The sequence below is a fragment of the Oceanobacter sp. 1_MG-2023 genome (assembly GCF_030689025.1).
Classification (GTDB): Bacteria; Pseudomonadota; Gammaproteobacteria; order Pseudomonadales; family Oceanobacteraceae; genus Oceanobacter.
On record NZ_JAUYWA010000003.1, the window covers coordinates 47,837 to 73,101 of the forward strand.

Annotated in this window: 36 protein-coding genes; 3 read left to right on the plus strand and 33 right to left on the minus strand. The window is 54.4% G+C overall.

Annotated features, from left to right (window positions below):
- Positions 1-17: 17 nt before the first annotated feature.
- The 30 genes from Q8W22_RS02935 to Q8W22_RS03080 all read right to left on the minus strand — a co-directional run bounded on the left by Q8W22_RS02935 (position 18) and on the right by Q8W22_RS03080 (position 19,417).
- Positions 18-1,064: a phage protease gene (locus Q8W22_RS02935; RefSeq protein ID WP_305451542.1), complete on the minus strand. Its 1,047-nt coding sequence runs from the start codon at positions 1,062-1,064 to the stop codon at positions 18-20.
- Positions 1,065-1,271: 207 nt separating this feature from the next.
- The gene (locus Q8W22_RS02940; protein WP_305451543.1) at positions 1,272-1,550 is read right to left on the minus strand and encodes a hypothetical protein; all 279 of its coding nucleotides are present in this window, start codon (positions 1,548-1,550) and stop codon (positions 1,272-1,274) included.
- Positions 1,551-1,571: 21 nt separating this feature from the next.
- Entirely contained in the window at positions 1,572-2,081 is a 510-nt protein-coding gene (locus Q8W22_RS02945; protein ID WP_305451544.1) for a hypothetical protein, read from the minus strand.
- A gap of 422 nt (positions 2,082-2,503) precedes the next feature.
- A complete protein-coding gene (locus Q8W22_RS02950; protein ID WP_305451545.1) occupies positions 2,504-4,033 on the minus strand; it encodes a phage minor head protein in 1,530 nt (509 codons plus the stop codon).
- Complete coding sequence (locus Q8W22_RS02955) at positions 4,033-5,664, minus strand: DUF935 domain-containing protein (RefSeq protein ID WP_305451546.1); 1,632 nt, start codon at positions 5,662-5,664, stop codon at positions 4,033-4,035. The genes Q8W22_RS02950 and Q8W22_RS02955 overlap by 1 nt, the downstream gene beginning before the upstream one ends.
- Positions 5,665-5,708: 44 nt before the next feature.
- Positions 5,709-7,250, minus strand: a complete 1,542-nt coding sequence (locus Q8W22_RS02960; RefSeq protein WP_305451547.1) for a terminase large subunit domain-containing protein — start codon at positions 7,248-7,250, stop codon at positions 5,709-5,711.
- Between the two features lie 181 nt (positions 7,251-7,431).
- Complete coding sequence (locus Q8W22_RS02965) at positions 7,432-8,004, minus strand: DUF3486 family protein (protein WP_305451548.1); 573 nt, start codon at positions 8,002-8,004, stop codon at positions 7,432-7,434.
- 1 nt (position 8,005) lies between these two features.
- A complete protein-coding gene (locus Q8W22_RS02970; protein WP_305451549.1) occupies positions 8,006-8,299 on the minus strand; it encodes an ArsR family transcriptional regulator in 294 nt (97 codons plus the stop codon).
- Positions 8,299-8,622, minus strand: a complete 324-nt coding sequence (locus Q8W22_RS02975) for a DUF2730 family protein (protein ID WP_305451550.1) — start codon at positions 8,620-8,622, stop codon at positions 8,299-8,301. The genes Q8W22_RS02970 and Q8W22_RS02975 overlap by 1 nt, the downstream gene beginning before the upstream one ends.
- A complete protein-coding gene (locus Q8W22_RS02980) occupies positions 8,622-8,852 on the minus strand; it encodes a TraR/DksA C4-type zinc finger protein (protein WP_305451551.1) in 231 nt (76 codons plus the stop codon). The genes Q8W22_RS02975 and Q8W22_RS02980 overlap by 1 nt, the downstream gene beginning before the upstream one ends.
- Positions 8,852-9,157, minus strand: coding sequence for a hypothetical protein (locus tag Q8W22_RS02985; protein ID WP_305451552.1), 306 nt, complete (start codon positions 9,155-9,157; stop codon positions 8,852-8,854). Before Q8W22_RS02985 ends, Q8W22_RS02980 begins: the two co-directional genes overlap by 1 nt.
- Entirely contained in the window at positions 9,154-9,645 is a 492-nt protein-coding gene (locus Q8W22_RS02990; protein ID WP_305451553.1) for an N-acetylmuramoyl-L-alanine amidase, read from the minus strand. Before Q8W22_RS02990 ends, Q8W22_RS02985 begins: the two co-directional genes overlap by 4 nt.
- Before the next feature lie 89 nt (positions 9,646-9,734).
- Positions 9,735-10,154 (minus strand): hypothetical protein, encoded by a 420-nt coding sequence (locus tag Q8W22_RS02995; protein WP_305451554.1) that lies wholly within the window; start codon positions 10,152-10,154, stop codon positions 9,735-9,737.
- Positions 10,155-10,175: 21 nt separating this feature from the next.
- Positions 10,176-10,604, minus strand: a complete 429-nt coding sequence (locus Q8W22_RS03000; RefSeq protein ID WP_305451555.1) for a Mor transcription activator family protein — start codon at positions 10,602-10,604, stop codon at positions 10,176-10,178.
- Complete coding sequence (locus tag Q8W22_RS03005) at positions 10,594-10,968, minus strand: hypothetical protein (RefSeq protein WP_305451556.1); 375 nt, start codon at positions 10,966-10,968, stop codon at positions 10,594-10,596. Before Q8W22_RS03005 ends, Q8W22_RS03000 begins: the two co-directional genes overlap by 11 nt.
- A 10-nt stretch (positions 10,969-10,978) precedes the next feature.
- A complete protein-coding gene (locus Q8W22_RS03010; RefSeq protein ID WP_305451557.1) occupies positions 10,979-11,422 on the minus strand; it encodes a hypothetical protein in 444 nt (147 codons plus the stop codon).
- The gene (locus tag Q8W22_RS03015) at positions 11,413-12,120 is read right to left on the minus strand and encodes a gp16 family protein (RefSeq protein WP_305451558.1); all 708 of its coding nucleotides are present in this window, start codon (positions 12,118-12,120) and stop codon (positions 11,413-11,415) included. Before Q8W22_RS03015 ends, Q8W22_RS03010 begins: the two co-directional genes overlap by 10 nt.
- Positions 12,117-12,299 (minus strand): hypothetical protein, encoded by a 183-nt coding sequence (locus Q8W22_RS03020; RefSeq protein ID WP_305451559.1) that lies wholly within the window; start codon positions 12,297-12,299, stop codon positions 12,117-12,119. Before Q8W22_RS03020 ends, Q8W22_RS03015 begins: the two co-directional genes overlap by 4 nt.
- A complete protein-coding gene (locus Q8W22_RS03025) occupies positions 12,289-12,522 on the minus strand; it encodes a hypothetical protein (RefSeq protein ID WP_305451560.1) in 234 nt (77 codons plus the stop codon). Before Q8W22_RS03025 ends, Q8W22_RS03020 begins: the two co-directional genes overlap by 11 nt.
- Positions 12,519-12,830 carry a hypothetical protein gene (locus Q8W22_RS03030; protein WP_305451561.1) on the minus strand — a complete coding sequence of 104 codons (312 nt, stop codon included), beginning with the start codon at positions 12,828-12,830 and terminating at the stop codon, positions 12,519-12,521. The genes Q8W22_RS03025 and Q8W22_RS03030 overlap by 4 nt, the downstream gene beginning before the upstream one ends.
- 9 nt (positions 12,831-12,839) lie before the next feature.
- Positions 12,840-13,463 carry a DUF3164 family protein gene (locus Q8W22_RS03035; protein ID WP_305451562.1) on the minus strand — a complete coding sequence of 208 codons (624 nt, stop codon included), beginning with the start codon at positions 13,461-13,463 and terminating at the stop codon, positions 12,840-12,842.
- Positions 13,464-13,472: 9 nt separating this feature from the next.
- Complete coding sequence (locus tag Q8W22_RS03040) at positions 13,473-13,658, minus strand: hypothetical protein (RefSeq protein WP_305451563.1); 186 nt, start codon at positions 13,656-13,658, stop codon at positions 13,473-13,475.
- A 34-nt stretch (positions 13,659-13,692) separates the two neighbouring features.
- Positions 13,693-14,412 (minus strand): hypothetical protein, encoded by a 720-nt coding sequence (locus tag Q8W22_RS03045; RefSeq protein WP_305451564.1) that lies wholly within the window; start codon positions 14,410-14,412, stop codon positions 13,693-13,695.
- The gene (locus tag Q8W22_RS03050; protein WP_305451565.1) at positions 14,409-14,690 is read right to left on the minus strand and encodes a hypothetical protein; all 282 of its coding nucleotides are present in this window, start codon (positions 14,688-14,690) and stop codon (positions 14,409-14,411) included. Before Q8W22_RS03050 ends, Q8W22_RS03045 begins: the two co-directional genes overlap by 4 nt.
- A gap of 1 nt (position 14,691) precedes the next feature.
- Positions 14,692-15,030: a helix-turn-helix transcriptional regulator gene (locus tag Q8W22_RS03055; RefSeq protein ID WP_305451566.1), complete on the minus strand. Its 339-nt coding sequence runs from the start codon at positions 15,028-15,030 to the stop codon at positions 14,692-14,694.
- Complete coding sequence (locus Q8W22_RS03060; RefSeq protein ID WP_305451567.1) at positions 15,030-15,650, minus strand: hypothetical protein; 621 nt, start codon at positions 15,648-15,650, stop codon at positions 15,030-15,032. The genes Q8W22_RS03055 and Q8W22_RS03060 overlap by 1 nt, the downstream gene beginning before the upstream one ends.
- The gene (locus tag Q8W22_RS03065) at positions 15,647-16,360 is read right to left on the minus strand and encodes an AAA family ATPase (protein WP_305451568.1); all 714 of its coding nucleotides are present in this window, start codon (positions 16,358-16,360) and stop codon (positions 15,647-15,649) included. The genes Q8W22_RS03060 and Q8W22_RS03065 overlap by 4 nt, the downstream gene beginning before the upstream one ends.
- 36 nt (positions 16,361-16,396) lie before the next feature.
- Entirely contained in the window at positions 16,397-18,577 is a 2,181-nt protein-coding gene (locus tag Q8W22_RS03070) for a Mu transposase C-terminal domain-containing protein (protein WP_305451569.1), read from the minus strand.
- Entirely contained in the window at positions 18,574-19,056 is a 483-nt protein-coding gene (locus Q8W22_RS03075) for a hypothetical protein (RefSeq protein WP_305451570.1), read from the minus strand. Before Q8W22_RS03075 ends, Q8W22_RS03070 begins: the two co-directional genes overlap by 4 nt.
- A 109-nt stretch (positions 19,057-19,165) precedes the next feature.
- Positions 19,166-19,417: a helix-turn-helix transcriptional regulator gene (locus tag Q8W22_RS03080; protein ID WP_305451571.1), complete on the minus strand. Its 252-nt coding sequence runs from the start codon at positions 19,415-19,417 to the stop codon at positions 19,166-19,168.
- 219 nt (positions 19,418-19,636) lie between these two features.
- Here Q8W22_RS03080 and Q8W22_RS03085 point away from each other — a divergent pair, with 219 nt between their 5' ends.
- Positions 19,637-20,326, plus strand: coding sequence for a helix-turn-helix transcriptional regulator (locus Q8W22_RS03085; protein ID WP_305451572.1), 690 nt, complete (start codon positions 19,637-19,639; stop codon positions 20,324-20,326).
- Positions 20,327-20,769: 443 nt separating this feature from the next.
- Here the strand turns inward: Q8W22_RS03085 and Q8W22_RS03090 are convergent, their stop codons facing one another.
- The 3 genes from Q8W22_RS03090 to Q8W22_RS03100 form a co-directional block, all read right to left on the minus strand.
- The gene (locus Q8W22_RS03090) at positions 20,770-21,099 is read right to left on the minus strand and encodes a hypothetical protein (RefSeq protein ID WP_305451573.1); all 330 of its coding nucleotides are present in this window, start codon (positions 21,097-21,099) and stop codon (positions 20,770-20,772) included.
- A gap of 304 nt (positions 21,100-21,403) precedes the next feature.
- A complete protein-coding gene (gene dsbD, locus Q8W22_RS03095; RefSeq protein WP_305451574.1) occupies positions 21,404-23,302 on the minus strand; it encodes a protein-disulfide reductase DsbD in 1,899 nt (632 codons plus the stop codon).
- Between the two features lie 28 nt (positions 23,303-23,330).
- Positions 23,331-24,341: a polyprenyl synthetase family protein gene (locus tag Q8W22_RS03100; protein ID WP_305451670.1), complete on the minus strand. Its 1,011-nt coding sequence runs from the start codon at positions 24,339-24,341 to the stop codon at positions 23,331-23,333.
- Between the two features lie 247 nt (positions 24,342-24,588).
- On the opposite strand from Q8W22_RS03100, the gene rplU reads away from it, so the two are divergent.
- Positions 24,589-24,900 (plus strand): 50S ribosomal protein L21, encoded by a 312-nt coding sequence (gene rplU / locus Q8W22_RS03105; RefSeq protein ID WP_303431724.1) that lies wholly within the window; start codon positions 24,589-24,591, stop codon positions 24,898-24,900.
- Between the two features lie 91 nt (positions 24,901-24,991).
- Positions 24,992-25,249 (plus strand): 50S ribosomal protein L27, encoded by a 258-nt coding sequence (gene rpmA / locus Q8W22_RS03110; protein ID WP_303431725.1) that lies wholly within the window; start codon positions 24,992-24,994, stop codon positions 25,247-25,249.
- The last annotated feature ends 16 nt before the right edge of the window (positions 25,250-25,265 follow it).

Below are 25,265 nucleotides of genomic sequence, written 5' to 3' on the forward strand. Positions count from 1 at the left end.
AATGGGGTTAGTAGCGATTACGCGCCGTACTTTTTCAGATCGTCGAGACTATTGCCGAACAGCTCGGCGATCAGATTTTCTTCGGCATTCATGGCAGTGCCGGTATCGGCTGGCTTTTTGCCATCCAGACCGGATGCACCCGCGATCACGGGAGCGGTATCGACAAACTGGCGAAACTCCTCCAGGCCGCCCTCGCGATTGCAGGCACGCACATAAAACTCCTTGCTAGCCGGTGCGATCTTGCCCGCCTCGATGGCGTCGTTGACTTCGGCCTGAATGGCCTGATCACGTTCGGCCTGGGCGTTGTCGGCCAGCTTCTGTTCGGCATTGGTGGCACGGGCCAGCAACTGGTCGTAGTCCGCACGCGGTACGTACTGAGCCAGTGAGGGCTGTTGCTGGTTTTGTTGAGCGTTGCGGGCGGTGGCCAGGTCGGTGTTCAGCTGTTTGGCGTGGTTCAGCGCGGCGGCGGCATTGGTGTCGGCTGGCAATTGCCAGGCAGCAGCCAGCGCAGTGAGGAATTCAGCGAAATCCATAGCGGTCTCCAGGGGGTTGTGTTCGGTGGTGTGGTGAGCGTGTTGGGAGTTGAGCGCGGTCAGCATCAGGTTCGGGCGGTTGGTGAGGCCAGCAGAAACAAACCGGATCACCTGATTGGTATCGACGGTGTGATCAAAAACGGGGGACAGGTATTTGTACTCGCCAGAGGCAACCGCAGAACGGCCCGCCTCATTCCAGTCAAGATGGCCCCAGATCTCGCCATTGCGCGCTTCAAGCTGATCGAACCAGGCAGCCGCCGGTGCCGGTTCGCCATTCGGGGCTTTAAGCTGGGTGCTGTGCTCCCAGTCGAGCGGCATCTTGCGGCCATCCAGACTGACGGCCAGCACTTGATCGGGTCTGTCGTTCACCCACGCACGCTGATCAAATCCCTGAAACTGGCCAGCCGGAATCAGTTTGACCCATTCGGGGACGGAGCCATCCGCAGGCAGCTCGAAACACAAAGCGGTTTTCAGCTCGGTTTCGGTGGCCTGGCACAGGGCGGTTTTGACTGGGGAAGTTTGAGTATTCATGGGGCCATGATGGCCCCGGAATCAGAGGGAGAGGTTTAACGTGGGTTTGAGAGTTTTTGGCGGCTTGATTCTTTTTGTGGGATTTCAACCGGAACAATCCCGAAATTAACCGCTACGGCCGCCGTTAAACGGTAGTTAAACGGTGTCTAACGCAAAACCCGTGAAAGTACACCGCAAAATAACATAAACCCCTGAGATCGGCTCCTGTTACGTTTTTGAAATAATCGGCAAATCCGGCTCTGCTATTCCATTTTTTCCATTTTTTACCACCGAGCCTTTTTCTTCTGATGCCACGCGATTGCAGGCCTCGATCATCCATGCGTTCAACTTCATTTGTTTGGCCTGCGCGGCCTTCACCCACTGCGATTTGTCGCGGCTATGGCAGCGACCGCTAAACCCGGTATCGAGGCCGCCCGATTTGGCGGCGTTGCGGTTGCCAGGCTTTGCGCCTCTGGCCTCTTTTTTCGGTTCTGGATTATTTTCCATGCCTATCCTGCTTAGTGGTTGTCAAGACGTTTTTTTGTGCTCTTGTTTTGCAGCATAAAACCTGGATGACAAATTCACTTTAAACGATTCGTTAGCAAACACAGGTAACCCGTTATCCCGCTTGATCTGATCATTTTCAAATGTCTGGATTACGTGATACAGGGATTTTAGATTTAACTCGTGGTTGCTGTGGAGCCTAACCCCTGTCAACCCATGCTCAATTAGATCATCCCATGTTTCTGAGTACGCGAACCTTAAAAATCTTGATTCGTTAATATCAACGCTGTTTTCAACATCGCGTGATTTACCTGCCCAGAAATCAACAAACTCGACACTACTCGGGTTTGTTTTTACAGCATGAGCAGCCAGCTTTAGAAAAACCAGCGAGGCAGGAGACAGGTATTCAGCCTCCTGGGCTATACCCGCGACGACTAAGGCAACGCCGCTAATATCCTCGGCGTGCTTGATAGCCGCTCGGCTCTTCCGGAATTGGGCGTTTTTGGCTGCAAATTCTATGATTGATTCATCCATGATCTACTCCATTACAATACTATTATGTGACCAGATACGATTTTAACTAGCCCTTGATTCACCCAACGACGAACTGTTGATTTGCTTGCGTTGGTACAGCGAGTGATGTCTGTTCCTCGTATCGCAGAAGAGCGCGCGCGAGTGTCGTATTCTTCCAGTGCCTGTTCAAAAAGAGTTTTGCTTTTCATCGTTTTGGTTCCTTTTCCCCAGATCCGCCGGGTCGGTGGTTGGCTTGATTGCCTTCCATGAGTTCCACTATACTCGCCTCTATTTGTTTTGCAATACAAAACAATAAATTATTTTAATATTTTCGGATACAAAATGGCGCTCACTCCACATCCGGCTTTCCACCGCCTTTAATCCACTGGTCAATCTCGTCCTGGTTTTCCTCTGGCCCCGCTGCATGGCTGATGCCTGGTACGTCATTCAGATCCGCTGCCAAACTGTCGTCGATACCGAGATCTGATAATCGCTGCAATTCGTCGGGCGTAATTTCTCGGCTCTGGGTTGTTGAGCGATTCTGCCCAGCACTCGGCGATGAACTCGCTGATGTTTTTGTTGGCATAGCGTGATACCTCGTTTGCCATGCCCGCCTGGCGGGCTTGTTTGAATAGTGTTTGGACTTCAGGGTCTTTATCCAGTTTCAGCAGGTCATCGAGCTGATGAGCCAGCTCATGATCTACTACACTGCGGATGCTATCGCAGCCGATCGGGTGATACTGTGATGCCACATCGTCAGCCAGAGCCTGATTGAATCGCGCAGGGTCTTTGCCCCAGGTTTTGTTTATGGCAATGCCGCCTACATCTGCCTGCTCCCACGAATGCGCGTAGGTGCCACCGGGCACTTTTTTCTTTTTGATTTCTCGTTTTGCCCAGCGAATGGCCAGCCCTTCATCGATGCCTTTTTCTGCCGCCATCTGCACCACACGCTCTACCTGTATATCATACAGACGCTGGAATTGAGCCTGGCCGGTGCCAACGAATCTCTGGTTCTGGCGCAGGGCCGGGAACTCTTGCAAGTGATCGAATAAGGATTCGTTCCAGGCGTTCGCCACCTCGGGTTTGATACCAGCGTAATCAGCATAGTCGGCCAGGTTGTTATCCGTCGCCCACTTGGTAGCAGCTTTTGTGGTTTTCTGAGGCTGAAATTCCGGTTTGGGTAATGGCGCATCCAGTGCGTTATCCATCACATTTTTACTGCGCTGCTCATTATCCGCCAGCGCTTTGGCCTGGTGCATACCGGGGTTGTAGTCCCAGCCCGGATCAATACCGCGTGGTACTTGCAGCACTTCGCCGGTGCGGTCGTTAATCCACTCTTTTGTTGTGATCTTCGGTGCCGTGGTCAGGTAGTTGCCTGACTCGCTCAGACGCTCGTATTCGCGCTGGCCCACTTGACGGATGCGGCACTTGCAGCCCCAGCCATTCGGTGGGTAATGCGTTTGCCACCACGGGTCGTCAGCTGGTAGCAGAATGCCCGCCCAGGATACGTGCTCGGCGCGGTGTTTTTCCGATGGCCCCAGCTCATAGACCAGATATGGCATGGCGCGTTTGCTGCGTTGGATACGCTGCCACTGGCCAGCGGCGCGGGCAGTGCGCAGGTTGGTACTGTAGATGGTACGCAACCGGCGCGGGCTACCGAGTTGGGCCTTAATGACTTCGCCCGTGGTTGGATCAACCACGTTCTTTTTCCCCCACCAACCGAGTTTTTCCAGCTCGGGTTGCAGCTCCTTTTTCCAGCGGGCGAACGTCTTGCCGTTGGCCAGCGCATCGTCCAGGGATTCGCGGATGCTGGTCAGCACGTCCATCTGCATGGCCTTGGCGACGGTAAACGCGTGGCTGTGTTGTTCGCGCCAGACATCCCGGTAATCAAAACCGGGTTCAAGCCCCTTGGCCCGGAACCACGCGAGCGCTTCTTTGGGTGGTGAGGCAGGGAATCGAAAGTTGCCAGCCATCAGACACCTTGCCCGGCGTCACCGGCCCCATTTGCCAGGAACATCTGCAGAGCCAGCTTACTAACCAGGTCGCTGTCGTCCATTTCATCCAGCAGGTCTTGCAGGCCAGCAGCGAAGTCTTCGGCGTTGTCGACTGACTCCAACAGGTCGCGGATTGGTTGCAGCACCGGGTCGATCTGCTGTTGCCAGTTGGCCAGCCCGTCTTGCTCCAGTTCGTCCAATGCCTGTTCCGCCGGATCTGGCAGCTGCCGGTTAATCGCTGTCGCTGTACTACTGCAGTGAGCACAGTGGCAGCCATGGTGCTGCTGATTCAGTGCGGGTGCGGGTGTCTGTTGCTGAGCGCCCAGCAGTTCAGCGCCTGGTTCAGGATCAGGCAACCCGAGTTTATCGCGGATCACGCTGGCCTCGACTTTCAGGCCCAGCGGCACCAGCTCTTTTAACGCAGCGGTGAGCGCTTCGGTGTCCTCCGGTTCGATCACCTGAAATTCAACACGCGGGTATTGCGCTTGCGGGCCAAAGTTGAGATCGACAAACGAACGTACCAGGTACTTGTTGATGGTGTTGCTGAGCTGGCGGGCGTCGGCCTTGAGTATGTCGGTACGCACGTCGTCCTGTGCGTCATCATTACCCAACTTGCCGGGGGTGCCCTCGGTGCTGGCGGTTTGTCCCAGCACCGCTTTGGAAACCTGCTTATCCAGCCACTCCGCCAGATTTTTGAACACATCGGCACCGCCGGAGACATTGCCCGGCGATTCAAAATCGATCCGCATCGTGTCAGGTATAGCGGCGGCGGCATCGGTGCCGATGTTGGCGATGGCGTTTATCAGGGTATTGATGTCGGCTGGCGTGGCATTCGGGTTATAGCGGCCAACGCGCAGCGGCATTCCAAACACTTCAGCAAATGCCAGCCAGTCGGTCACCGTGTAGCTCTTGCACATATAAGACACCGCCACCAGACGGGCGAGACCGCCCCGGATCGGCAGGCCAGTCTTCAGCCTTGGCTTATGAACGATGAACTTATGGGGAGGCAATGGCAGACCGTCGAGCATGTCGGCTTCGTCTTTGATGCGCAGTTGCTTGCCACTGACTCGGTCGAATTGAAAGAAACGCGGGTCGCGGTGTTCGTAGCCTTCGACTTCTTGCCACTCTCCGTCCACTTTCTCATTGCGAGTACGCGGCTCCCAGGGCTGGCGCTTGGTATCCCAATTCATTTCGACCACCGAGAACCCCTTACCCAAGGCATCCAATAGATCATCGGCCATGTCATGAAATTCCGGGCGGCGGATCAATGCCCGTACAGCATCGGTAATTTCCTGGTCTTTTTTGTCATCGGTCACGGCTTCCACCATGGTGGGCAGCCCGGAAACAGCACGCTTACGAGTGCCCAGAACGCTGGCGTAATGAGGGTCGCGCTCCTCCATTTCTTCGGCCAACGTCAGATAAGCATCGGCGTCGCCTTCGGCGGCATCGCGCAGGATCTGCGCCAGCCGTTCCGGGCTGAGCCATTCCGCCTGGGTGCCGAAGTTCCAGATATTGCGAATGCCGGTCATGCTCGGTGCAGCGACCTGCTTTGACAACTCAGTCTTTTTGAACGGCTGACCGTGGTGGTCAAGGATGAGGGAATCAGCCATGTGCGGCCTCTTTAAATAGTGTTAAAGATGAGGTTAAAGCGGCGTTACAGACAGCCGCGACGGAAGCCGCCGGTGGTGCGAATCTGGCGCTGTTGTGTGTCGCTGTGATCGTTGCGAGTGGGTTTGGGGATAGCGTGATAGCCGAAGTCTTCTACTTCCATCGTGGTGGCGTAGTACGCCAGGCACAGCGCAATGGCCGAGTCACCGTGGCGTTCTTTTTTTGCGTCGGTTTTTCCGTCCGGGATTTTGGGAATGCCTTTGATGACCTGAATGGCGCGCATGTCGGACAGCACATCGGCATCACGCGGAATCCGAATGGTTTGGTCTTCAAACGCGGCTTTGAAGCGCGGCATGTTGTTTAAATACCAGCTTTGGCTGAGCATCACGGCTTCAATCCGTCCCGATCCGTAGCGGTACTGGGCCTGTTCGGCCAGGTATTGGCCGTTGCCACGAGCATCCAGAGCACCCGCCATAAAACGCGCCAGCCGGTCGATGATAAAATAGAGAACCTGCTCTTGTTGCTTAAACGGCACGTTCTTCAGCTCCACCATAAAAGGCACTTGCCGAACCAGATCCTGGGTTAATTCCATCGGCACATACACCGACAAGTCACCGGTACGGGCAAAGTCTTCGCCAAAGGAAAACTGGCTTTTGGGATTCAGCCCTTGCAGCACCGGCAGCAGGTGCTCTTCACACCAGTCGCGCATCTCGGCTTCGCGCAGGTGCTCGGGCCAGCCGTTAAACTCGGCAGAGCCTTCAAACCGAATCACCGGGGCTTCGTGCATACAGGCTTCGATCAGTGCGCGGCTGATGTAGGCACCACCACCCGCCTTGGGCACGCAGTAGTATTCTTCCAGTGCGTCGTCTTCACTGGCGGTATCCCGCAGCAGGTCGGCCTTCCATTGGTCTTCTTCGGCTTGATTCCAGGGCTTGCCCAGGCGCTGGCAAATACGCTGGTACAGCCCTTCACGGCAGGCATCGTCCAGCGTGATACGGTGAACGGAATAACGCTTTTTGCCTGCACGGCTATCGTTGATCAGCTCGTTAAAGAGGTTTTCAACGCCGTTATGTGTGCTGATCAGCCTGACCTTCGCGCCCCACATGGTCAGAGCCAGCGCGGCTTTGAGTACCTCTGCCAAACGTTCGTGGAATGCGGCCTCGTCAATCGTGACGTTGCCCTGCATACCCCGCAGGTTGGATGGGTTGGAGCTGAGTGCCTGTACTTTAAAGCCGGACGCGAAATAGACCACGAACGTCAGGATCTCTTTGCCTTCCTGGCCATCGTCAATGAAAAGCTCTTCCTGAATGTCGCCCGCTGCCTTGTTAAATGCCTTGGCCCACATGGCCACCGCGTCGATAAACTCGCGGGCCATCTCTTTGTTAGAGCCAACGTAAAAATGGTTGGTGCCCCCGGCGCTTTTGGCGGCACTGGCGGTTAAGCAGGCGTCGGCGGCTTCGGCCCAGGTGATACCGGTTCGGCGGGATTTTTCAGCGATCTTGAGCGGGGACTCGTCAGCGATCCAGCGCTTCTGGTAGCCCAGCAGCAGTTCGTTATCGTCGTAGGGGATAAAGGCGGGAGCGTTCATCGACAGTCATCCCAGACCGTTGGCCAGATACAAACGCAAACCAGCAACAGCAACAGTTTACGAAACAACCCCTCGTTCAGAAATCTTCGACAGCGCGTAATCAAGGTCAGCCAAACGATAAAACCAGCCAAAATCCAGAGCACAGAGAAACCATTCAAAATGTACATCAGGCACTCACTCATCACGCAATCCCCAGAATATCGTTTTTGATGGTCTTCACTGCTTCGCGAGTCAGACCAGCAGCCGTAGCAACTTTTTCAGCAGCGTCGGCGGCTTCTTCGGCAAAGGCTTTGCGGATTTCTTTTTCGCGTTTGAGGCTGTCCATACTCGCTTTCTCCAACCGTTGAACGGTCAAAGCCAGCTCTTTGATCAGCCCCAAACTGGCTGGGTCTTCTTCGTCCAGCGCGGCTTCGGCCACATCAAAGGCCATGGTCTGGGTCATCTGTATCAATAATTTGCCGATGTCACCCGTGGGTTTTTCGCCCAGCTTGGCCACCCAGGCATTGGCGGTGGCTTGGCGTTCCTGCATTTTCTTGCCGATCTTGGCCATTTTGGTGGCATAGCGGTTGAGGCCGGAACGCGATAGCTGATCTTCTTCAGGAATGCCCAGCTCTGAAAGCTGCCGATTTACTTCTTCCCGCACGTCTTCTTGCGTGTTGCTTTTGTCACGCAGTGCCGCGTTCAGAAATGCCTGTACCTGTTCGGGCAACTGCTCGATTTTGGACGGGCGGCCCCGTGTTGGTCGCTCTGCCATTTCAGGCACCCGGCCGTGGCTGGCCGATGCCCGGCACTCGGGCACGGCCCTGGGCAACGTCTACGCCCCGACTGGTAATCGTGGCCACGTCAGTATTCAGCACCGATTCAATTTCAACCAGCCCCTGCTCACTGAGCCAATAAAGGTGGGTTTTCACCTGGTCACGGCTGAGCCGATGGCCATAGGCATCCAGCATTTTGTTGATGATAGAGTCGTTCGCAGTGCCGTTCACGTCGGTCAGACTGCGCAGGATCACCAGACGTTGATCCTGATTTAACAGATCCTGATAGGCCATCAGTGCCCCCGGTTGTTAAGTAGATGGTCGTTGATCAGTTGCAAGCTGTGATTGATTTGCCGCAGCTCGCCCTCGACTCCGGTCACGCTGTTGCCGATTTGTGTGATCCGGTCATTCATTTTTTCAAAATCAGCGCGACTAGGCGCATGCTCAACGTCTTTTTCGATGCGGATCAGTCGGTCGTCCATCTCGTCGATGTCTTTTTTCGTGGCCCGCTGCCGACTCGCCAGCCAGACATACAGCGCAATAGCGGCGGTGATCGCCGCATTCGCAACGCTGAACCAGAACTGCATGGCCTGATAGTTAATTTCTGATGGTTCCATCAGCAGTGATCCTTGAGTTCGTGCAGCTGCTGACAGTCGATACAGCGAGCGGCATTGGGTTTTGCTGCGAGTCGCTCCGGTTCGATATCACATGCACAGTCGATACACATCACCACACCGTCCTGCACCCACTGCGCTGGCTCCGGTTTCAGCCGAGCACTGTGATTGGCCAGTGCTCGCTCGCGATCCTGTTGTTCAAGCTCCTTGGCGGCATCCAGAAAGTCCGGCATCACAAATCCTTGTTGCTGTTCGTTTGGCTCTCGGGGCGTTTGTCGAGCGTGAGCTGATATTCCTTGGCTTTTGCCAGGCGTTGCTGTTCGAGCATGGATGCGATCAAGTCGACGGTTTCATCGACCACGTCGTTGGTGCTGAGGCGCTGAATCCAGCGCAGGCCGTTGATGATCAGTCGGGTCAGCAGTCGCTCAAATACAACCGGCCATTGAATGCGGCCTAACACCGCCTGTGCGGTATCAATGATCAGGTCTGTCGTCACGGCTGATAGCAGCGGTTTGGCAATGGTGAGTAACCAGGTCATTGGGCCTCCAGGATATTGTTCAGATCTGTGGTGTATGCCTGGGCGATCCACTCCGACACATCAAAGCCGGGGCAGGTTTTGCCGTCAAACAGATCGCGATGACCACACACGGTCGAGATCGACAGGCCATTGCCGGGGTGTGAGAGAGACACAACCAGGGATCGAAGGGCAGACCATTGCTCTGGTGTGTAGCGGTCGCGGCCGATCAAACAAATGCCGATGCTGTGGTAGTTATGGCCGGAGACGTGCGCACCGGTCTCATGCAGCGGCCGACCACACCGGATAGCGCCATTCAATTCGATGACAAAGTGGTAGCCAACGGCTATCAGGTCGGGCTGGTACTTGGGTGCAAGATTCAGATTACGACGAAAGCCGCGCTGGCGGTGCCAGGCGTCGATGTCCTCGATGGTGTTAGCACGGCCGTTTGGGGTATCGGCGCAATGAATAACAATCGTGTCTATATGCGAGAGTTCGCGGGGGCTGCCCATTACATACTCCTGACCTCGGTCTGTTCAGTGGGAACAAGTGATAAGGTCAGGTTACGCGGGCGGGCGGCGGGGGTGGTTTAACGTGGGTTTTAGAATTTATGGCCGATGCAAACAGAGTTGCACGCGCGTTTTGCGATATCAATCCGCAAGTTTTTACTGACGGTTATCCAGCAGTTATGCCCTGCTGAATAGCGCTGTATTGATGTTGGAAGGTTATTATTTGTTTTCACTAAAAAATGAATAGCAACGCCGTCCTCAAAATCGATCAGTTGTGCTGATTCTGCACGGATAAATTCAAACTCTGACTGATATTTTTTAATCCCTGGGCAGGCTTTTATAACTACGGGTAGTACGGCATTGGCTCTGTCAATCATCTCTGGCGTATCGCCAGCGGTTATTGTCAATTCAGTATTTGTGGCATCGGTGTCTTTTCCAGCACTGATAATTACCAACAATACTAATGCGATTACTGCAAATGCAGTCATCATTTTTTTTGTATTAGCATCCATGCCGCTTCCTTTTGATAGTAATCAGAATAGTGTCGGCTGTACCTTCTTCTGATGGTACGCCCGCTGTTCCTTAATGATCCGATAAACGTGCTGCACTGTCACCCGGTATTTCCCAGCCAGCTGATCCGGCGTCATATGCCGATCGGCCCAATCATCGTACAAATTGCCGTCCCGGATCGCCCGTTCCAGCACGTCGCCCTTGGGCAGATAAAAATAGCGGCCGCCGCAGTAACTGGCCAGCTCTTGCACTGCGTTGTACGTCAGTTTGCTGGCATCCGCATCGCTGTAGCCCATACGGTTAAACCGTGAATTGAGCACAGCAATAATTACGATCAGATCCCGTGGCCATTTTTTACGAGCCTCGGGCGGCACGTCATCGAGATGATCGAGCGCGTCATCCGGGATAGGAGCATCTGGCATCAAGTCACGCTGTTGCTGTTCAATTGTCATCTCCGCCTCCTGTTTTCCAGGTATCGATTGGTAGATTATAGTGGTCGATGATGCTGTTCAGTTTGATCCAGTATTTATAGTCTTTCGGGGATTCTAGGATCAAAACAATGCCAGCCCGTTTGTTAGTCTCGATTGCATATCCTAGTGACTGCCCGATTGCTTCAGACCATTTATTGCCAAAGTCGAATTCAATTGCATGCGTACTGGTGACGCAGTCGACCCGTGTTTTATCAGACAGTACTTTTTCCGTCTGCCCACCTGCGTTGGAACACCAGCGCTGCTGATACCATTTTTCGTAATGTTGTCTCGCAGCATGAGCATTCATCGCTAATGACAGTAGCACCAATATAATCAGTGTTTTCAATTTGAACTCCTCACCAGGATGTGTCCGTCAAGCGTTGCATGGATGCTGCGGTTGTTTGATAGTCCGCCGCAGCAGCCGGGCGTTGGTAGCGCACTCTCTGTGTGCCACTACTGATAATGCTTTCCAGCACACGTTTTAAATAGTTGTGATTCGTCAGTGCTTTGGCGTCGGTGCTCTGGCGTTTTGCGCGGATACTCTCGACCGTGTCTTGCAGCGCTGGTGTTAACCAGTCTGGCTCTGCCAGGGCCAGGGCTTCATTTGCCAGTCTCAGCGCTCTGTCCATCGCAAGATCTCGCGATCCACTCCGAAACAGGCCCAGATAGCCAACTAAGGCTGTGGCCGTGTCGGCATCGTGCGCGGCCAGCAGAGCGAGTAACTCTCGCCCCGCATCGTCTTGCACCAGTTGCTCCAGACCGATCCGACTATGACAGACCGGACAGCGATTTAACTGCATGTCTGGCCCTCAGCGGTATCACCAACGATAACAGACATGGGTCGCAGCTCCATGCGGCTCGTGGCGTAGTGCTCCGAGTTTTTGATAGCCAGTTTTTCAAACAGTGGGTTCCATGTAATCACGTGATGATCCAGCAGGATCTGAGTAGCCTCGGCCTGGGTGACGATCTGACCATGCTCTGCGAGTGCCGGCACAGCGGCCATGATCAGCAGCAAATCGCCATTCATGGCTGAGTTGACGACCCGCCGTTGCCACTGTTTCAGCTGCTCCAAAACGGTGTTGGTCATGTTGGTTTGCTCCAGCCATTCGAGAGCATCGATCTGCCCGTTTTTTGCGCGTGTCTGTTTACGTACCCAGGCCATCAGGGCGGTTTCGCTGCCGTCGCTGATAAATCCGGCGCGGTGCATCTGTATCCAAATTGCACGGATTTTGTCGATGCGCGTTTTTCGACCGCTGTGACTGGATGGTGGCGACTGGCGATTGTCGCCGGATTTTTTCCGGCGCTTGGGTTGCCAGCCCTTGCCGACCAGCTCTTTGAGTACCGCGTCGATCTGGTTAATGGTCATGTTGCGTGAGCTGGGTGACTCTGCCGGTGCGCCGTGGCGCGTCAGCAGTTGGCGGTAGCTATCATCGGCCATTGCCAGGTCTTTTTTGGCGATGTGGAGTTTGGCCAGAGCGGCTTGCAATGGAGTTTTCATGCGGCTACCTCTTCTGCGGCTTTGATGCTGCCGTTGATATACACCGCCAGCGCGGTTTTATTTTCGGTCAGACGAACTCGGTTTACGGTGACTTCATCGTCATCCAGTTGAAACGTCACGGAGGCGAATTGACTGCTCAGTTCGCTGGCAATCGCTTGCCATTGGCCCTTAGTTATCATGTTCGTTCTCCATCATGCTGCTGGTTGCTAGCTGATGCGCCATTTTCAGTGCGTCGATCAGTTGTGGAATTCGATCAACATCAACATCCACCTGGTCTTCGTTCACACTGACCTGGACGACATCGCAGCCGTCATCAAAGTTGACGTAACACGGCTCGATCTCCAGCCACTCTCCTGCGGAGATGCACTGTTTATTCGGGTTGTTGTCGTATTGAATGGTCATGCGGATTCCCCTTCGATTCCGTGGATTGTTGTCAGCTCTTCGAGGTAGCCCACTGGCCACCAGAGGTTGCAGTTGCTGCGCGTGTGTTTGCAGACCAGGCCCCGCTTTTGGAGCTTGTTCAGCGCTTTGCGGACATCGGCAGTTTCCATGCCCAAACGACTCGCAATAACCCAAGTCGGGGCGCCACCTTCGTTGCAACAATACTGGTCATCTACGTTGTATCTGGCGAACGCCACAATGTGTTCATACCGGCCGCCAGTCTCGGCTTTAATGGCTGCAATCAGAGTTGACTCAGATAGTTCGCTCATCACATCACCTCACACACTGGCCAAATCGAGTGCGATCTGGCGGTATTTGTCGGTGTCTTCGATACGCTCATACACACGCACGTAGACGGTTGATCCACCCACTCGAATGGAGTCTTTCAAGGCGTTGGTGGCGCGTTGCCAATCTGTGTCGTCGATTTCCAACTGCAACAGCCCCAGCAGTTCAGCGGTTTTAATCTGGCCTGATCGTGTGGTGCGGAATGCCCGATCAACCAGGGCGCGGATATTCACGTCGGCGCTTGCTGTCCATTTGTCCAGGCATTCTGCAAACAGCTGCTGTGCGGCCTCCAGCTCCTCGCTGAATTGAATTTGCTCGGCAAAGACGCGCTGGATTTTGTACCGACCGTTGTAGCTGGACAGGCTGACGTTTCCTTTTTTTCCGCCCAGGGTGACTTCGTACTTGTCGGCAGCGATTTGCAGCAGGTCGGCAATATCGGCCAGGGCTTTGCGTTTGAACTCGGTCAGTTGCTGGCTGATTGCCTGCGCCTGTTTAACGAGATCGGTCACGCATTGGTCGCGCAGCTTGTCTTGCTCGCGTACCTGGTCCTCTGGCACCAGTCGGCCGCGAGCGTCTTGCATATAGCCGGATGGGATGGTTGCTTGTGCTGTGTTCATGATTTTTCCTTAGTTGCTTCCGATGAAGCGCTTTTTCGCGCGTTCTTCCACTTCTCGCTGACGTCGTTTTAATGTCAGCAGCTGTTCCTCTTGTTCCTTAGCCTCCAGCTCGTCGAAACAGGACAACACGTCTGTCTTGTGGTCTCCGGTCATCTTTCGAACTGGACGGACATCTCCGTATTTCAATTTGCTCATGGTCCTTGCCCTTGATATGCCTGTTTAAATCCGATTACGCGGCCGCCGGGTTCAGGCCGGTGCTGACAGCCGGTGGCTTTACGGGGTGTAATTGAGGGTGGCTGGCGCGGACGCTTCCTGCGCCGTTGCCAGCCTCAGCGGCGGGTGCTGCTGTTTGGGTGCCCTGGCTGGTCGCAGCCAGCGGGGCGAATACGGTGCGAGTAGTGAGCACAACCAGGCACTGGATGATGATCAGCGCCAGCCCTTGGGTGCCGATTTGCAGCCATGCCTGCCAGTCGGCTGGTTGTGCGGTGGCCTGTTCGGTGTGCAGTGCCACCAGATCGGCACGAGCCGATGCCAGCTGATTTTGTGCGGTATCGATACGGTCGGCCCAGCCACCACGGGTTTGGCTGTTCTGGTTGTAGGTGGCCAATGACGATTCCAAACTGGCTATCTGAGCGGTGATGGCCTGTTGGCGGTCTGGCAGAGTGCTAGCGGCCTGCTCGTTGCTGCGCTGTTCTGCCATGACAGGGGCTGCCAGTTGGTACAGCGGTGCCGACAGCGCCAGCAGGGTGGCGAACACGGCGATGCTGTTTTTCAGCCAGCTGCGGGCAGCCCACAACCAGATTGCCGCACCTTCAATCACCAGGCTCCAAAGCCAACCGGTGGCCGCGTCGTAGCGACTCCAGTAGTCCATGGCGTGGGTTTGCAGTAGTACGATGCCGCCCAGTAACAGCACCAGCGCCGGGGCGCGTTTCAGCAGTTGAGTGATCATTGACGGATCTCCCATTCGATACGGCAGCCAGCCAAAATGGCGCACATGGTTTTAACGCGGTCGCGGTTGGCGTTGGTGCGGGTTTGTGCCCAGCTGCCGCCAATGGCTTTCAGCTGGGCGCAGGAGCGGACCTGCAGTACTGGCACCGCCAGCGTCAGGTTGGCTTCCAACACTTCCACGCCCATTGCGTTCAGCGCAGACAGTGCATTGGCAGCACCAATCAGTTTGATTCCCAGGTGGCGGTTTCCGGCTGGTAGTGTTTCTGCTTGGTGGTTCATGTCACTTGTTCTCCGCGTAGCTACAGGTTTTGCAGGCGCGATACAGCTGCACGCGCAATGGGTTGTGGGTGGCTCCGGCCTGGCGCTGGTAGCGCTGGCAGTTGTCCAGCTCCAGTTCGCCGAGCACCGGGCAGGTGACGGTGTCGCCCAAATATTGGCCGCGCACCAGCTTTTCAATCCGGTTCAAGTCGCCGGGGTATTTGCCTTTCAGCACCTGGCTGATCAGTGCGCCAGACACCTCCAGTTCACGGGCAACCTGAGCCTGTGAGCGGGCGATACATTGATGGCGCAGTTCGGTCAGCCAGCGCGGTTCCGTGGTGGTTAACAGGATGGCGTCCATCAGTTGGCCTCCTGTTCGTCGTCGGCAGACCAGACGATCTGCTGGGTATTGGCATCAAATACCTGGTCGATGGTCTGGATGATCGGCGGCAGCGGGCCTGTGTAGCGGTGCTGCACAAACCGGTAGACGGTCAGTGCTTTTTTGTGAACCGGAGGCTTGGCGATGGCCAGGTATCCGGCACGTTCCAGGTAGCGGCAGAACCGTTTTGCCTCAGCCTCTCTGACTGACACATCATTTGTGCAAGCGGTTAAGGCCAACTCTCTGTAGTTGAATTGGCCCAGAGTGCGCATGGAACGCCACAGGTTTTCCCGCGCACGGCCCAGCTTGCTGGACTGACCGGTGCTGGTCAGGCGGGGGGCTTCGCGGCCGGTATTACGCACCAGCTGAAAGCGGTTGCGAACGTGTCCGTGATTGAGCTTTTCAACCTCAACAGTCTCCACGTATTCGCCCAGCTTCAGCTTGTTCAGATAGGCGTGAACGCTGGCGTCAGGGATGGTTTGACCCGCTCGTTTACTGGCCTGAATAATCAGGTCCGCCTCGGTGAACTCGCGCAGCTCGCGCACGGTGTCCCAGATCACCTGTTGAACGCGGATTTTCTTGGCGTGTGCATACGTATTCATGAACGCCCCCGTGGTGCTTTGCCGGTGAAGATGGCCTGGCGGTAGTTTTCAAGAGTTACGCGTTCAACACCGTTGTCGGCAGCCCAGTTACGGATGTTCTCAAGGTTGACGCAGATCCGGCGGGTGACACCGTGAGTGTCATCCAGCACTTTCAGCAACAGGTCTTCGGCAATGTTGATGTCACGGGCGTAGATATCCGCCAGCTGCAACACATCGCGTATTTGGCAGGGTTCAGCAGCGACCCAGGACAGGATGCGGTTGTGAATTTTTTCGTAGTGAGCCAGTTTGGCAGGCAATCGCTCTTCACCGATCAGCAGGATGCTGGCTTGTGAACCCTCATACAGATCCATCGCGAGCATGACGTGGCTTTTGCTGTCGGCCAGCCAATCAGCTTCGTCGATAATCAGCGGCCGACCCGATTGCATCAGTTCCTCACAGGCTTGTTCGTTCATGTCCGCCAGGTTTTTGGCGGGCATGATGCCCATTTCCTTGAGGATGGCCTCCAGGAACTTCTTGCGTGTCCAGGTGCTTTTGCACTGGATGTAAAAAGCGCGGTGGGCATTGGCGGCGTAGCTGGCCGCGAAGGATTTGCCATAGCCGCTGGGGCCATGAAGGACTCCCAAACCGGGCAGGCTGGGGCTGCGGTCTTGCAGGTGCATCATGGCTTGATTGGTCAGAGCCACGTTGTTGATACCGGCGATGTTCGACATTGATAAATACTCCGTTTAATTCGCGTTAATCAGCGCTTAACGTGCTGTCAGGGGCACCTGGCGGGTGCGCATTTCGTGAAGGTCTTTTCCGGCGATAAACGCCTTGCTGGTCTTGAATCGTTTGGCCCACAACACCTCAGCGTCGGTGGCGTCTCCGGCGTCGGCTCGCTGCTCGATCTCTACGGCAAGCAGGTAGCGTTCTTCAAAGTCGTCTGGTGGCTGGAACGCTGGGGCGACAAATTCAGGCCGAATCACCTGAGCCGCACGGGGTACTGGTGGTTGTTCCAGGGGCGGTAGCGCTGGCAGATCGGTGGCAGGTTGTGCCTGTTGCGCAGCCAGGGCAGCGCGGGCGGCGTCAATGCCAGCACTGGTGTGCTCTTGCTCTGGTCGTGGAAAATGGCGCACTTTTTCGGCGCGGGCTTCTGCTGCGCGGTGATCAAGAATTTGCTGGGCAACGTCGCGCTTGGTGACTTTTTGGGCACTGACTTTGAGGCGGCGGCGTTCTTCTTGTATCGCCTCTTTTTGAATGATCTTGGCTTTTACGCCAACCTCTTCACGGCTGACGCCGGTGATCGCCGGATCTTCGGCGGTGCAGAGGTAGTCGCCGTCCAGGTCATAGACATAGATGCGCCCCATGTCGGCCTCGTCGTAGAACACGTTCACCTGTTCGCCGGTGTGCGCCGCCAGCTCGGCGTGGATATAAAACCCGCCGTCCAGCTTGATGCCTTTTTTGGTGATGGTTCGGGTGCCAGCCAGCTCACTCAGCAGCACATCCAGCACGCGCTCGTCGTCGATCGTGCGGATGTGTCCGGCATAGCTGGCTATGCGGGCGGCAGGTGATTCCCCCAGGCTACTGTGGCGGCGGGTGTGGTATTCGTGTTCCAGCCAGTCGTCGCAGTATTGCTGCAACTCAGCCGAGGACATTTTCACTTCGATCAGTTCGTCTTTTTTAAACAGGCGGTCGCTGAAACTCTTGCGCGCTTCAATGGCCTGGCGCTCAACGATGTTGTGGCCGATAAACCCTGGCAACAGCTCGGCAATGTCGTGTGAAAATGTTTTGAAAACCCGTTCGATGTGCGGCTTTTTCCAGCCCTGAAATGGCGGGCAAAATTCCTGCTCGACGCCCAGGGAACGGAATACGTTCTGAATGTATTTGGATTTGTAGTCGGCACCGTTATCGGTTTTGGCAACCTCTGGTACACCCCAGCTCAGCAGACAGCGACGGATTACCTGCGCAACGCCTTTGCTATCAGAGGTGGGCATTACGACAAACAGGGTGCGGCGGCTATAAACGTCAATTGCGCCCAATATGGAATGACGGCCATCGGTCAGCATCAGATCGGCAGGCGTACTGTCGAACTCCCAAAGCTGATTCAGCGCGTGAACGTGTTCGCTGGCGCTGCCTTGGGCGTCCATATATTTGTTTTTCCAGGCGTCCGGGTTGGTAACGGCGGTGTATACGGCGCGGTTATCCGATTTCCATTGATTAACCCAGTCACATAAGCGGCGTTCACTCGGCAGCGTTATATCCTGCCCGGCAAATTCGGCACGAAGTGCTTTGGCCAACGTAGTGATTTTGATATGCGGATGGCCCACGACCATACCGACGATGTATTCACGCAGCGCGGGCTGGCTATCAATAATGCCGCTGCCGCGACGGCCTTTGCCGGTATCACCGGCCAGGGCATCAATGCCGTGTTCGCGAATTTTCTTTTCCCACAAATACAGGCTGGGCCGGGAGCACTTGGGTTCGATCTCGCGTACCCAGGCTTCTACTGTGATTTCTTCCTTCTTATATAAGGAAGAAAACTCGGTATATGCCTTGCCTTTTGGCAAACCACTGGCGCGGTGAAATTCCTGCGCGGCGGTCAATACCGCAAGAATGGCATCCACCTTTTTCTTTTGGTTGGCCGACAGCTTTTTATAGCGATTTAACGATTGTTCACGGTGTTGCTGTTGCAGTTGTGACTGAGCATCCATATCGGCAATAACCGGATTGGATTTTGCGCGGGCGGCCGCTTTTTTGGCCATACTGATACGCAGTGCCCGCTGGCTGGCGGCTGGCAGGCTGCTAATGTGATATTCAAAACCACCGCCACGACCAGAGCGCGGGCGCGATTGCCAGGCATCTGCATTGGCCTTTTTCAACAGCCCTGGTACGGTGCCTGGTAATCCGCTAATTCCTGCCAATTCCTGAGTGCTAAACCAGTCGTTCATTCGTCACCCCCAAACAATTCCAGCTCGGGTGATCCCATACGTTCAACCCGCACGCGATGACTGGCCACCTCGGCCATATGACGGGCCAATTCAGCGCTGGCGGATTCGCCGCTTTCGTTACCCATATAAAACGCTGCCAAAACAGTAACGGCCTGACTAAATGACTGCTGGAGCGCCATTAAATCGGTATCTTTAGCAGCCTTGGCTTTTGGCATGGGCACCAGCAGCTGGTAATCACTGGCAGCCAGATATTGGGTAACAAACGAGACGCCACAGGCGTGCTCAAAAGGCCGAATCATCAGCGCGGGCATGCGCGCTTCGTCGAGCCATTTATAAAGGGTGTATTGGCTGGTAATACCGATCAGGTCGGCAATACGCTCGACCGAGAGATTTTTAACGGATTTGGCGTGGTCAACGCACAATTCCATCGCGTGTTTGAGAGACCGTGGCTGCTCTCGCTTCCAATTTCGTTTTGCCATTGCTGCTGTCCGCAAAGTGGTGTGCTAATAAAACTTCCGTTATGCCTCTATGCGCCGAACCGGGCGCGGCATAAGCTGATTCCATCAATCGGAATCAATCGGCGGGATGTTATGAGACATTGCGGTATACTTGCGGATTGGGCTGGTAGCGGCTTGGCCAGATATCGGCAGGCTGTTTGCCCAGGAACTTTGCGACGATTTTCTCCACCTTCGGGTACGGAGCCTTGAACACGTTGTAAAAGGTGGTGGGGTTTTTATAGCCATTTTGTCGCGCCAATTCGGCGACCGAAATACCGCGCATACGAATCGCGGCGATCACTTCCTGGCGGTGCCAGTCTGGGTGACTCTGTGAGTTGCTCATTTTTTTGCCCTGTTGTTAACCAGTTTGTTTAAAGCTGTTGGGTGACTGCTTTAGGTAAACATTATCGGCTAAATAGCCGAATTACAACAGATAAAATCGGTTAAAAGTTCTCTTTTGCGGTTTTCTTGTCTTATTTTTTAGAAAACCTTGTGAAAACAACGAGTTATGAAACATTAAACTCGGTGATTAAAACGAGACAAAGGTTAAAGGTTACGAGCTATGAACTTTGAACTGTTTTCTGATCGGATTTCGCACTTGCTTGACTCGTTTAAAAGTACGAGCGCATTCGCCAGAGAAGTCGGAGTTTCTGAAAGTGTTGTACGAAGATGGCGAGATGGAACCTCGGAGCCATCGCGCAAGAACCTGGAAGCGATCGCAAAAGCATCTGGTGCAAGAATTGAATGGCTGGTGCTTGGAACCGGCACAATGACAAACTCTGACCAGGTCGATGGTCACGTAAAAGAATCTGCTGCGGGCTACAAAATTGAAGATGATTACGCCTTTATCCCTGGCTACAACATCCAGGTAAGCGCCGGGCCGGGCCGTTTTGCCGGTTCAGAAGAGGTATCACGAAAACTGGCATTTAGACGTAAGTGGCTGAAATTTAAAGGGTTACATGAAAAGGATTTGGTGGTTGTGTTCGCCAAGGGCGATTCGATGGAACCGACCATCAGCGACAACAACACCATCATGGTGGACACCAGCGACACCAGCCCCCAGGACGGGCGCATGTACGTGATTCGGGTCGATGGCCATTTGCTAGTCAAGCGCACCCAGATCCTTCCAGGGCAAGGCGTGAAGCTGATCAGCGACAACAAAACCTATGGTGAGCAGCTGGTGAAGTTCGATGGCAGCAATCCAGACCTGGAAGTTATTGGTCGCGTGGTGTGGGTTGGCAAGGACTTCTGACAGACACATTCTTTTAGACGGCAGCATTTTGTCTATGAACAAACTGAGCGTCCAGGTTGAAAATCAGCAAGAACTCTTCGTATTTATTTTTTTATATAAAAATCAAATAGTTATAAGACATAGGCATGTCCAGAGTGAACCCTCTTGAATGTCTAAGTTCGCCGTAGTGAAGTTGGAACCAGCCCGCGTCCAGATTTCGCCAGAAGTGACTCCCTTGAATGCAGACCTGCTAATCGGGCTGTAAGGCCACCAGGCCAGTTCTGATGCGGGTTAGGAGGGACTGGGCGGGCTACCCAGGTAATGCCCGTTCGGGCTTCTTCGTGATGTTCTTAGACAGCGTGTTTTTGTCTAATACAATGCAGCAAAAACAAAAACGCCGGGCAATTTAGCCCGGCGCTTGTTTTTAGACAATGAATCATTAAAGCATGATTGAATTGGCTTGATCAATCGGGACTGAATCCCGATATTGATTCCAGCTTTTTGAGAATCATTTGCTCTTCAAATTTGATTTTTCCTAATCGGTGCAGCAACCGGTCTGTCTCGCTCCAGCTGCTGTTATCCGTCGGAATCCGGGCCTGAAGCGAATGACCAGGCTGAAAGCCTGTAAGGTTGTCAGCATCCTTCAGGGCCATGATGTAGCGGTTTAGAGAGCTTTTCGACGTTGTGATACCGTGTTCGGCAAGATAATCCAGGATTTCCTGCTGACGACCGTATCCCCGGTGACGAATTTCTTTGTTCAGCGATTCCTTGTCTTCAGCTGTCATGTTAGCCACAAAACCTTTCCCAGCCATAAACCCACCTATTCCCGTAAAATTTCAGGTGGATGGTATTGCTGATTCCACCGAATTTCAATTGTTTTCACATTCTCCCGAATTTAATCATCTATCTAATAAGTTGTGTCTGGTTACAGTTTGACTTGACCCGTCAGGCCTGCAAGTCGGCTTCGTGATTCGAAACCATCCGGTAGCCCAGAGTGAGCACCGGATTAAATAGATGCCCCCTATATGTGTGCCTGGTTATGATTATTCAAGTATATCCCCGATATGCGGATGGGCACTTGCATCGGTTGGTGTCGGGTCAGGGTTGGGTCAGGCGCAGAAATTCGGCTTTGGATATTTCCCCGACGATACGGCGCTCAGGAACTTCAATACCTTCGTGGAAGAACAGTACCGTCGGAGGGCCAAAAACGGCCAGGCTTTGTAACAGGGCAATCTGTTCGTCGGTATTACGGGTAATGTCGAGCTGCAGCCAGGTCATATGGCTCAATTGGCGCTGTACTTCATCATCGGCAAAAATTTCTTCATCCATGACTTTGCAGCTGATGCACCAGTCGGCGTAGAGATCCAGCATGACGGGTTGCTGGCTGTTTTTGATCAGGCGCTGGATGTCAGTCACCGACTCGGTGCGATAAAAAGCGTTGGCCTGCTGTTCAGCGCTGGCAGCAGACCCGGCATGAGTAGATGTCAGTGGCTGTAACGGATTATGGTTGCCTTGCAATGCGCCCCAGAAGGCGGCGACGCCGTAAACCAGCAGTGCCCAGGCCAGGCCTTTGAAGGCGCGATGGCGTGGTGTTGATGCCGGTTCAAATACACCGGCAACCACGGCATAAACCAGTGCCAGCAGCCCCCAGAGTGCAAGACTTAGTGACCCGGGCAGAATGCGGCTGACCAGCCAGAGTGCAACGGCCAGCAGTAATACCCCAAAAAAGATTTTGATCTGGTTCATCCAGGCACCGGCTTTGGGCATCAGCGAGCCGCCGCTGGTACCCAGGATAATAAGTGGTGCCCCCATGCCCAATCCAAGCGCCAGCAGGGCGCCACCGCCGAGCCAGACGTTGCCGGTGGTACTGAGGTAAACCAGTGCTCCGGCCAACGGTGCCGAGACACAGGGCGACACAACCAGTGCCGAAAGGATGCCAATCACAAACACGCTGAGCAGGTGGCCACCGGATTGCTGTTGGCTCATTTGATTAAGGCGATTGCGGAGTTTGCTGGGTAATTGCAGTTCATAGAGACCAAACATCGACAACGCCAGCAACACGAACAGCAGGGCAAAGAGCACCAGCACCCAGGGGGTTTGCATCCAGGCCTGGATATTGGCTCCGGCTCCCAGTAGTCCCATGATAACCCCCGCCAGAGCGTAGGTAATGGCCATTCCGAGTACATAGGTGCTGGAAAGCAAAAAACCGCGCCGGGCGGAAATGGTCTGGTTTTGCCCCATCACCACCGCCGACATGATCGGAATCATCGGCAGCACACAAGGGGTAAATGTCAGTCCGATGCCGAGCAGGAAGAACAGGCCAATGGTGGTCAGCCAGGAGCCCTCAAACCAGTGGGCGGAACTGCTGGCTGGCTGGTCGGTCGCGGGAGGATAAGTATTGTTGCTGTTAATGCCAGAGCTGGCGCTGGTGGTTGCTGACTGAGTGACAGCGTTCGTGGTGGTGCCTGCTGCGGTAGTTGCGGTATCTGTTGCGGTATTTTCCCAGGGAGCCGATGGTGTGGCAGTTGCGGGAACCGGACTGGCTGATGGAAGGTCACTGGCCGCAATGGTGATATTGATACGCTGGGGTGGGTAACACAGCCCGGCATCGGCGCAACCCTGATAGTGGAGGGTGACGACACCGGCACTGAATGAATCCAGCTTGAAGATAACTTCCCGTGGGCCGTAATGGGCAATGATATCGCCAAAGGCTTCGTCGTATTTATCAATGCCGGGTTCTGAAAAGCTGGCAGGGTCCTGCTGTATGTCATCCTGGCTCAGATAAATACGATGTTGATACAAATAGTAGCCAGGCGGGGTTTGCCATTGGGCAATTAACAGGCCGCCATCAATATCTGTCTGGAGTGGAAAAGCCTGTTCCACCGGTAAAAATTTGGGTTCAGCGCCGCCGAGTGGATCAAATAGCCCGGCCTGGACAGTAGGCGTCAGGGCGAGCAGCGCCAGGATGGCAATCAGATATCTGGCAACAACCTGCATAAAAATCCCCGGTTCTGGGTGGGTAGAGTTAGGTTTTGCGCTGGACGGCGATTCTGGCCAGAGCAATCAGGGCGTCTTTGGCCGCCGATTGGGGTAAAAGTTGCAGCTGTTGTTCGGCCCGTTGCACACAGGCATTGGCTTTGTTGCGGGTGTACTCCATTGAGCGGGTATGTGTGACCACGGCCATGACATCATTCATGTTATCCAGACCACCTTTGCGAATGGCCTGGCGCACCAGTTTGCGGCCGGTTTCATCGGCATTGGCCATGGCATGAATCAGTGGCAGTGTTGGCTTGCCTTCCGCCAGGTCATCACCAACGTTTTTGCCGAGATCGGCGGCATTGCCTTCGTAATCCAGCACATCGTCGATTAACTGGAAGGCCAGCCCCAGTTCCTTGCCGTAAATACGCAGCGCTTCCTGGATGTCATCCGGAGCTTGCAGCAGGGCGGCGGTGCCGTGGGTTGAGGCTTCAAACAGTTGTGCGGTTTTACCCTGAATCACGTCCATATACTGGGCTTCGGTGATATTCGGGTTTTTGACGTTGGTCAGCTGCAGCACCTCGCCTTCGGCAATCACACAGGTGGTCGAGGAAAGAATATCCATTACCTTGAGGTTGGCCAGTTCCACCAGCATGTTAAACGAGCGGCTGTAAAGGAAGTCACCGACCAGTACGCTGGGAGCATTACCCCATTTGGCATTGGCGGTCGGGTTGCCCCGGCGCATGTCCGAGGTATCCACCACATCGTCATGTAACAGGGTGGCGGTGTGCAAGAACTCGATAATGGCCGCCAGTTTGATCACACCCTGATCGCAGTTGCCCAATGCCCGGGCGCTCAGAAGCACCAGCAATGGCCGGATGCGCTTGCCACCACTGTTGACGATATAGTCAGCGATTTTTTCGACCAGTGGAACGCGGGATTCCAGCTGCTCGTTGATGAGCCGGTTGACCGCCTGAAAATCATCATCAACACATGTCAGTATGTCGGCCAGCGACATGGACGGGGCCGGAGATGGGGATGTGATGTTGGATGACGGCATATTCATAATGTCTCGGGAAAACTGCCGCAAATGCTAGAGTTGAGCGTCGACACTGTCAAGGAAATGCGAGAATCTCCGACTTGCAACGCAGCTTGCTCTGAGGTACAGTCTCGCGCCCGAATTTCAGCTCCCTGCCATATGGTAACCCGTGCGTTCCCAGTAGAAGCAGGTTGTGAAAGTAGCGTATTCGGTTATGGACCGGTGCTGATCAGAGGCCCGGCTAAAAATGCAGCAGGTGGAGAACCTCATGTACGCAGTAGTAATTACCGGCGGTAAGCAATACCGTGTTGAAGAAGGCCAAACGCTGAAAGTTGAAAAACTGGAAGTAGCAACAGGCGATGCGGTTGAACTGGAAAAAGTTTTGCTGATTGGTAACGGCGATGACGTTAAAATTGGCACTCCTGTGGTTGAAGGCGCTAAAGTAACGGCAGAAGTGGTTGCCCATGGTCGTCACAAGAAAGTGAAAATCATGAAGTTCAAGCGTCGTAAGCACCACATGAAACAAATGGGCCACCGTCAGTGGTTCACTGAACTGAAAATCACCAGCATCGCTGGCTAATTTTTTTAAATTCAATTTGGGCCCGGGTGACTGTGAATGACGGTCACCGCATCCGCAGTGTTGTAGTGGTCCCTCAGAAGGAGAAAGAAGCATGGCTCACAAAAAAGCTGGTGGTTCTACCAAGAACGGTCGCGATTCCGAAAGTAAACGCCTTGGCGTGAAACTGTACGGCGGCCAGGCAGCAAAAGCAGGCGCAATCATTATTCGTCAGCGTGGCACTCGTGTACACGCCGGTGACAATGTCCGTGTTGCTCGTGACCACACTCTGTTTGCAACTGCCGAAGGCGTTGTCAAATTTGAAGTGAAAGGTCCAAACAATCGCAAGACTGTTAGCGTCGTTCCTGCCTGATCGACAACCGGTTCAA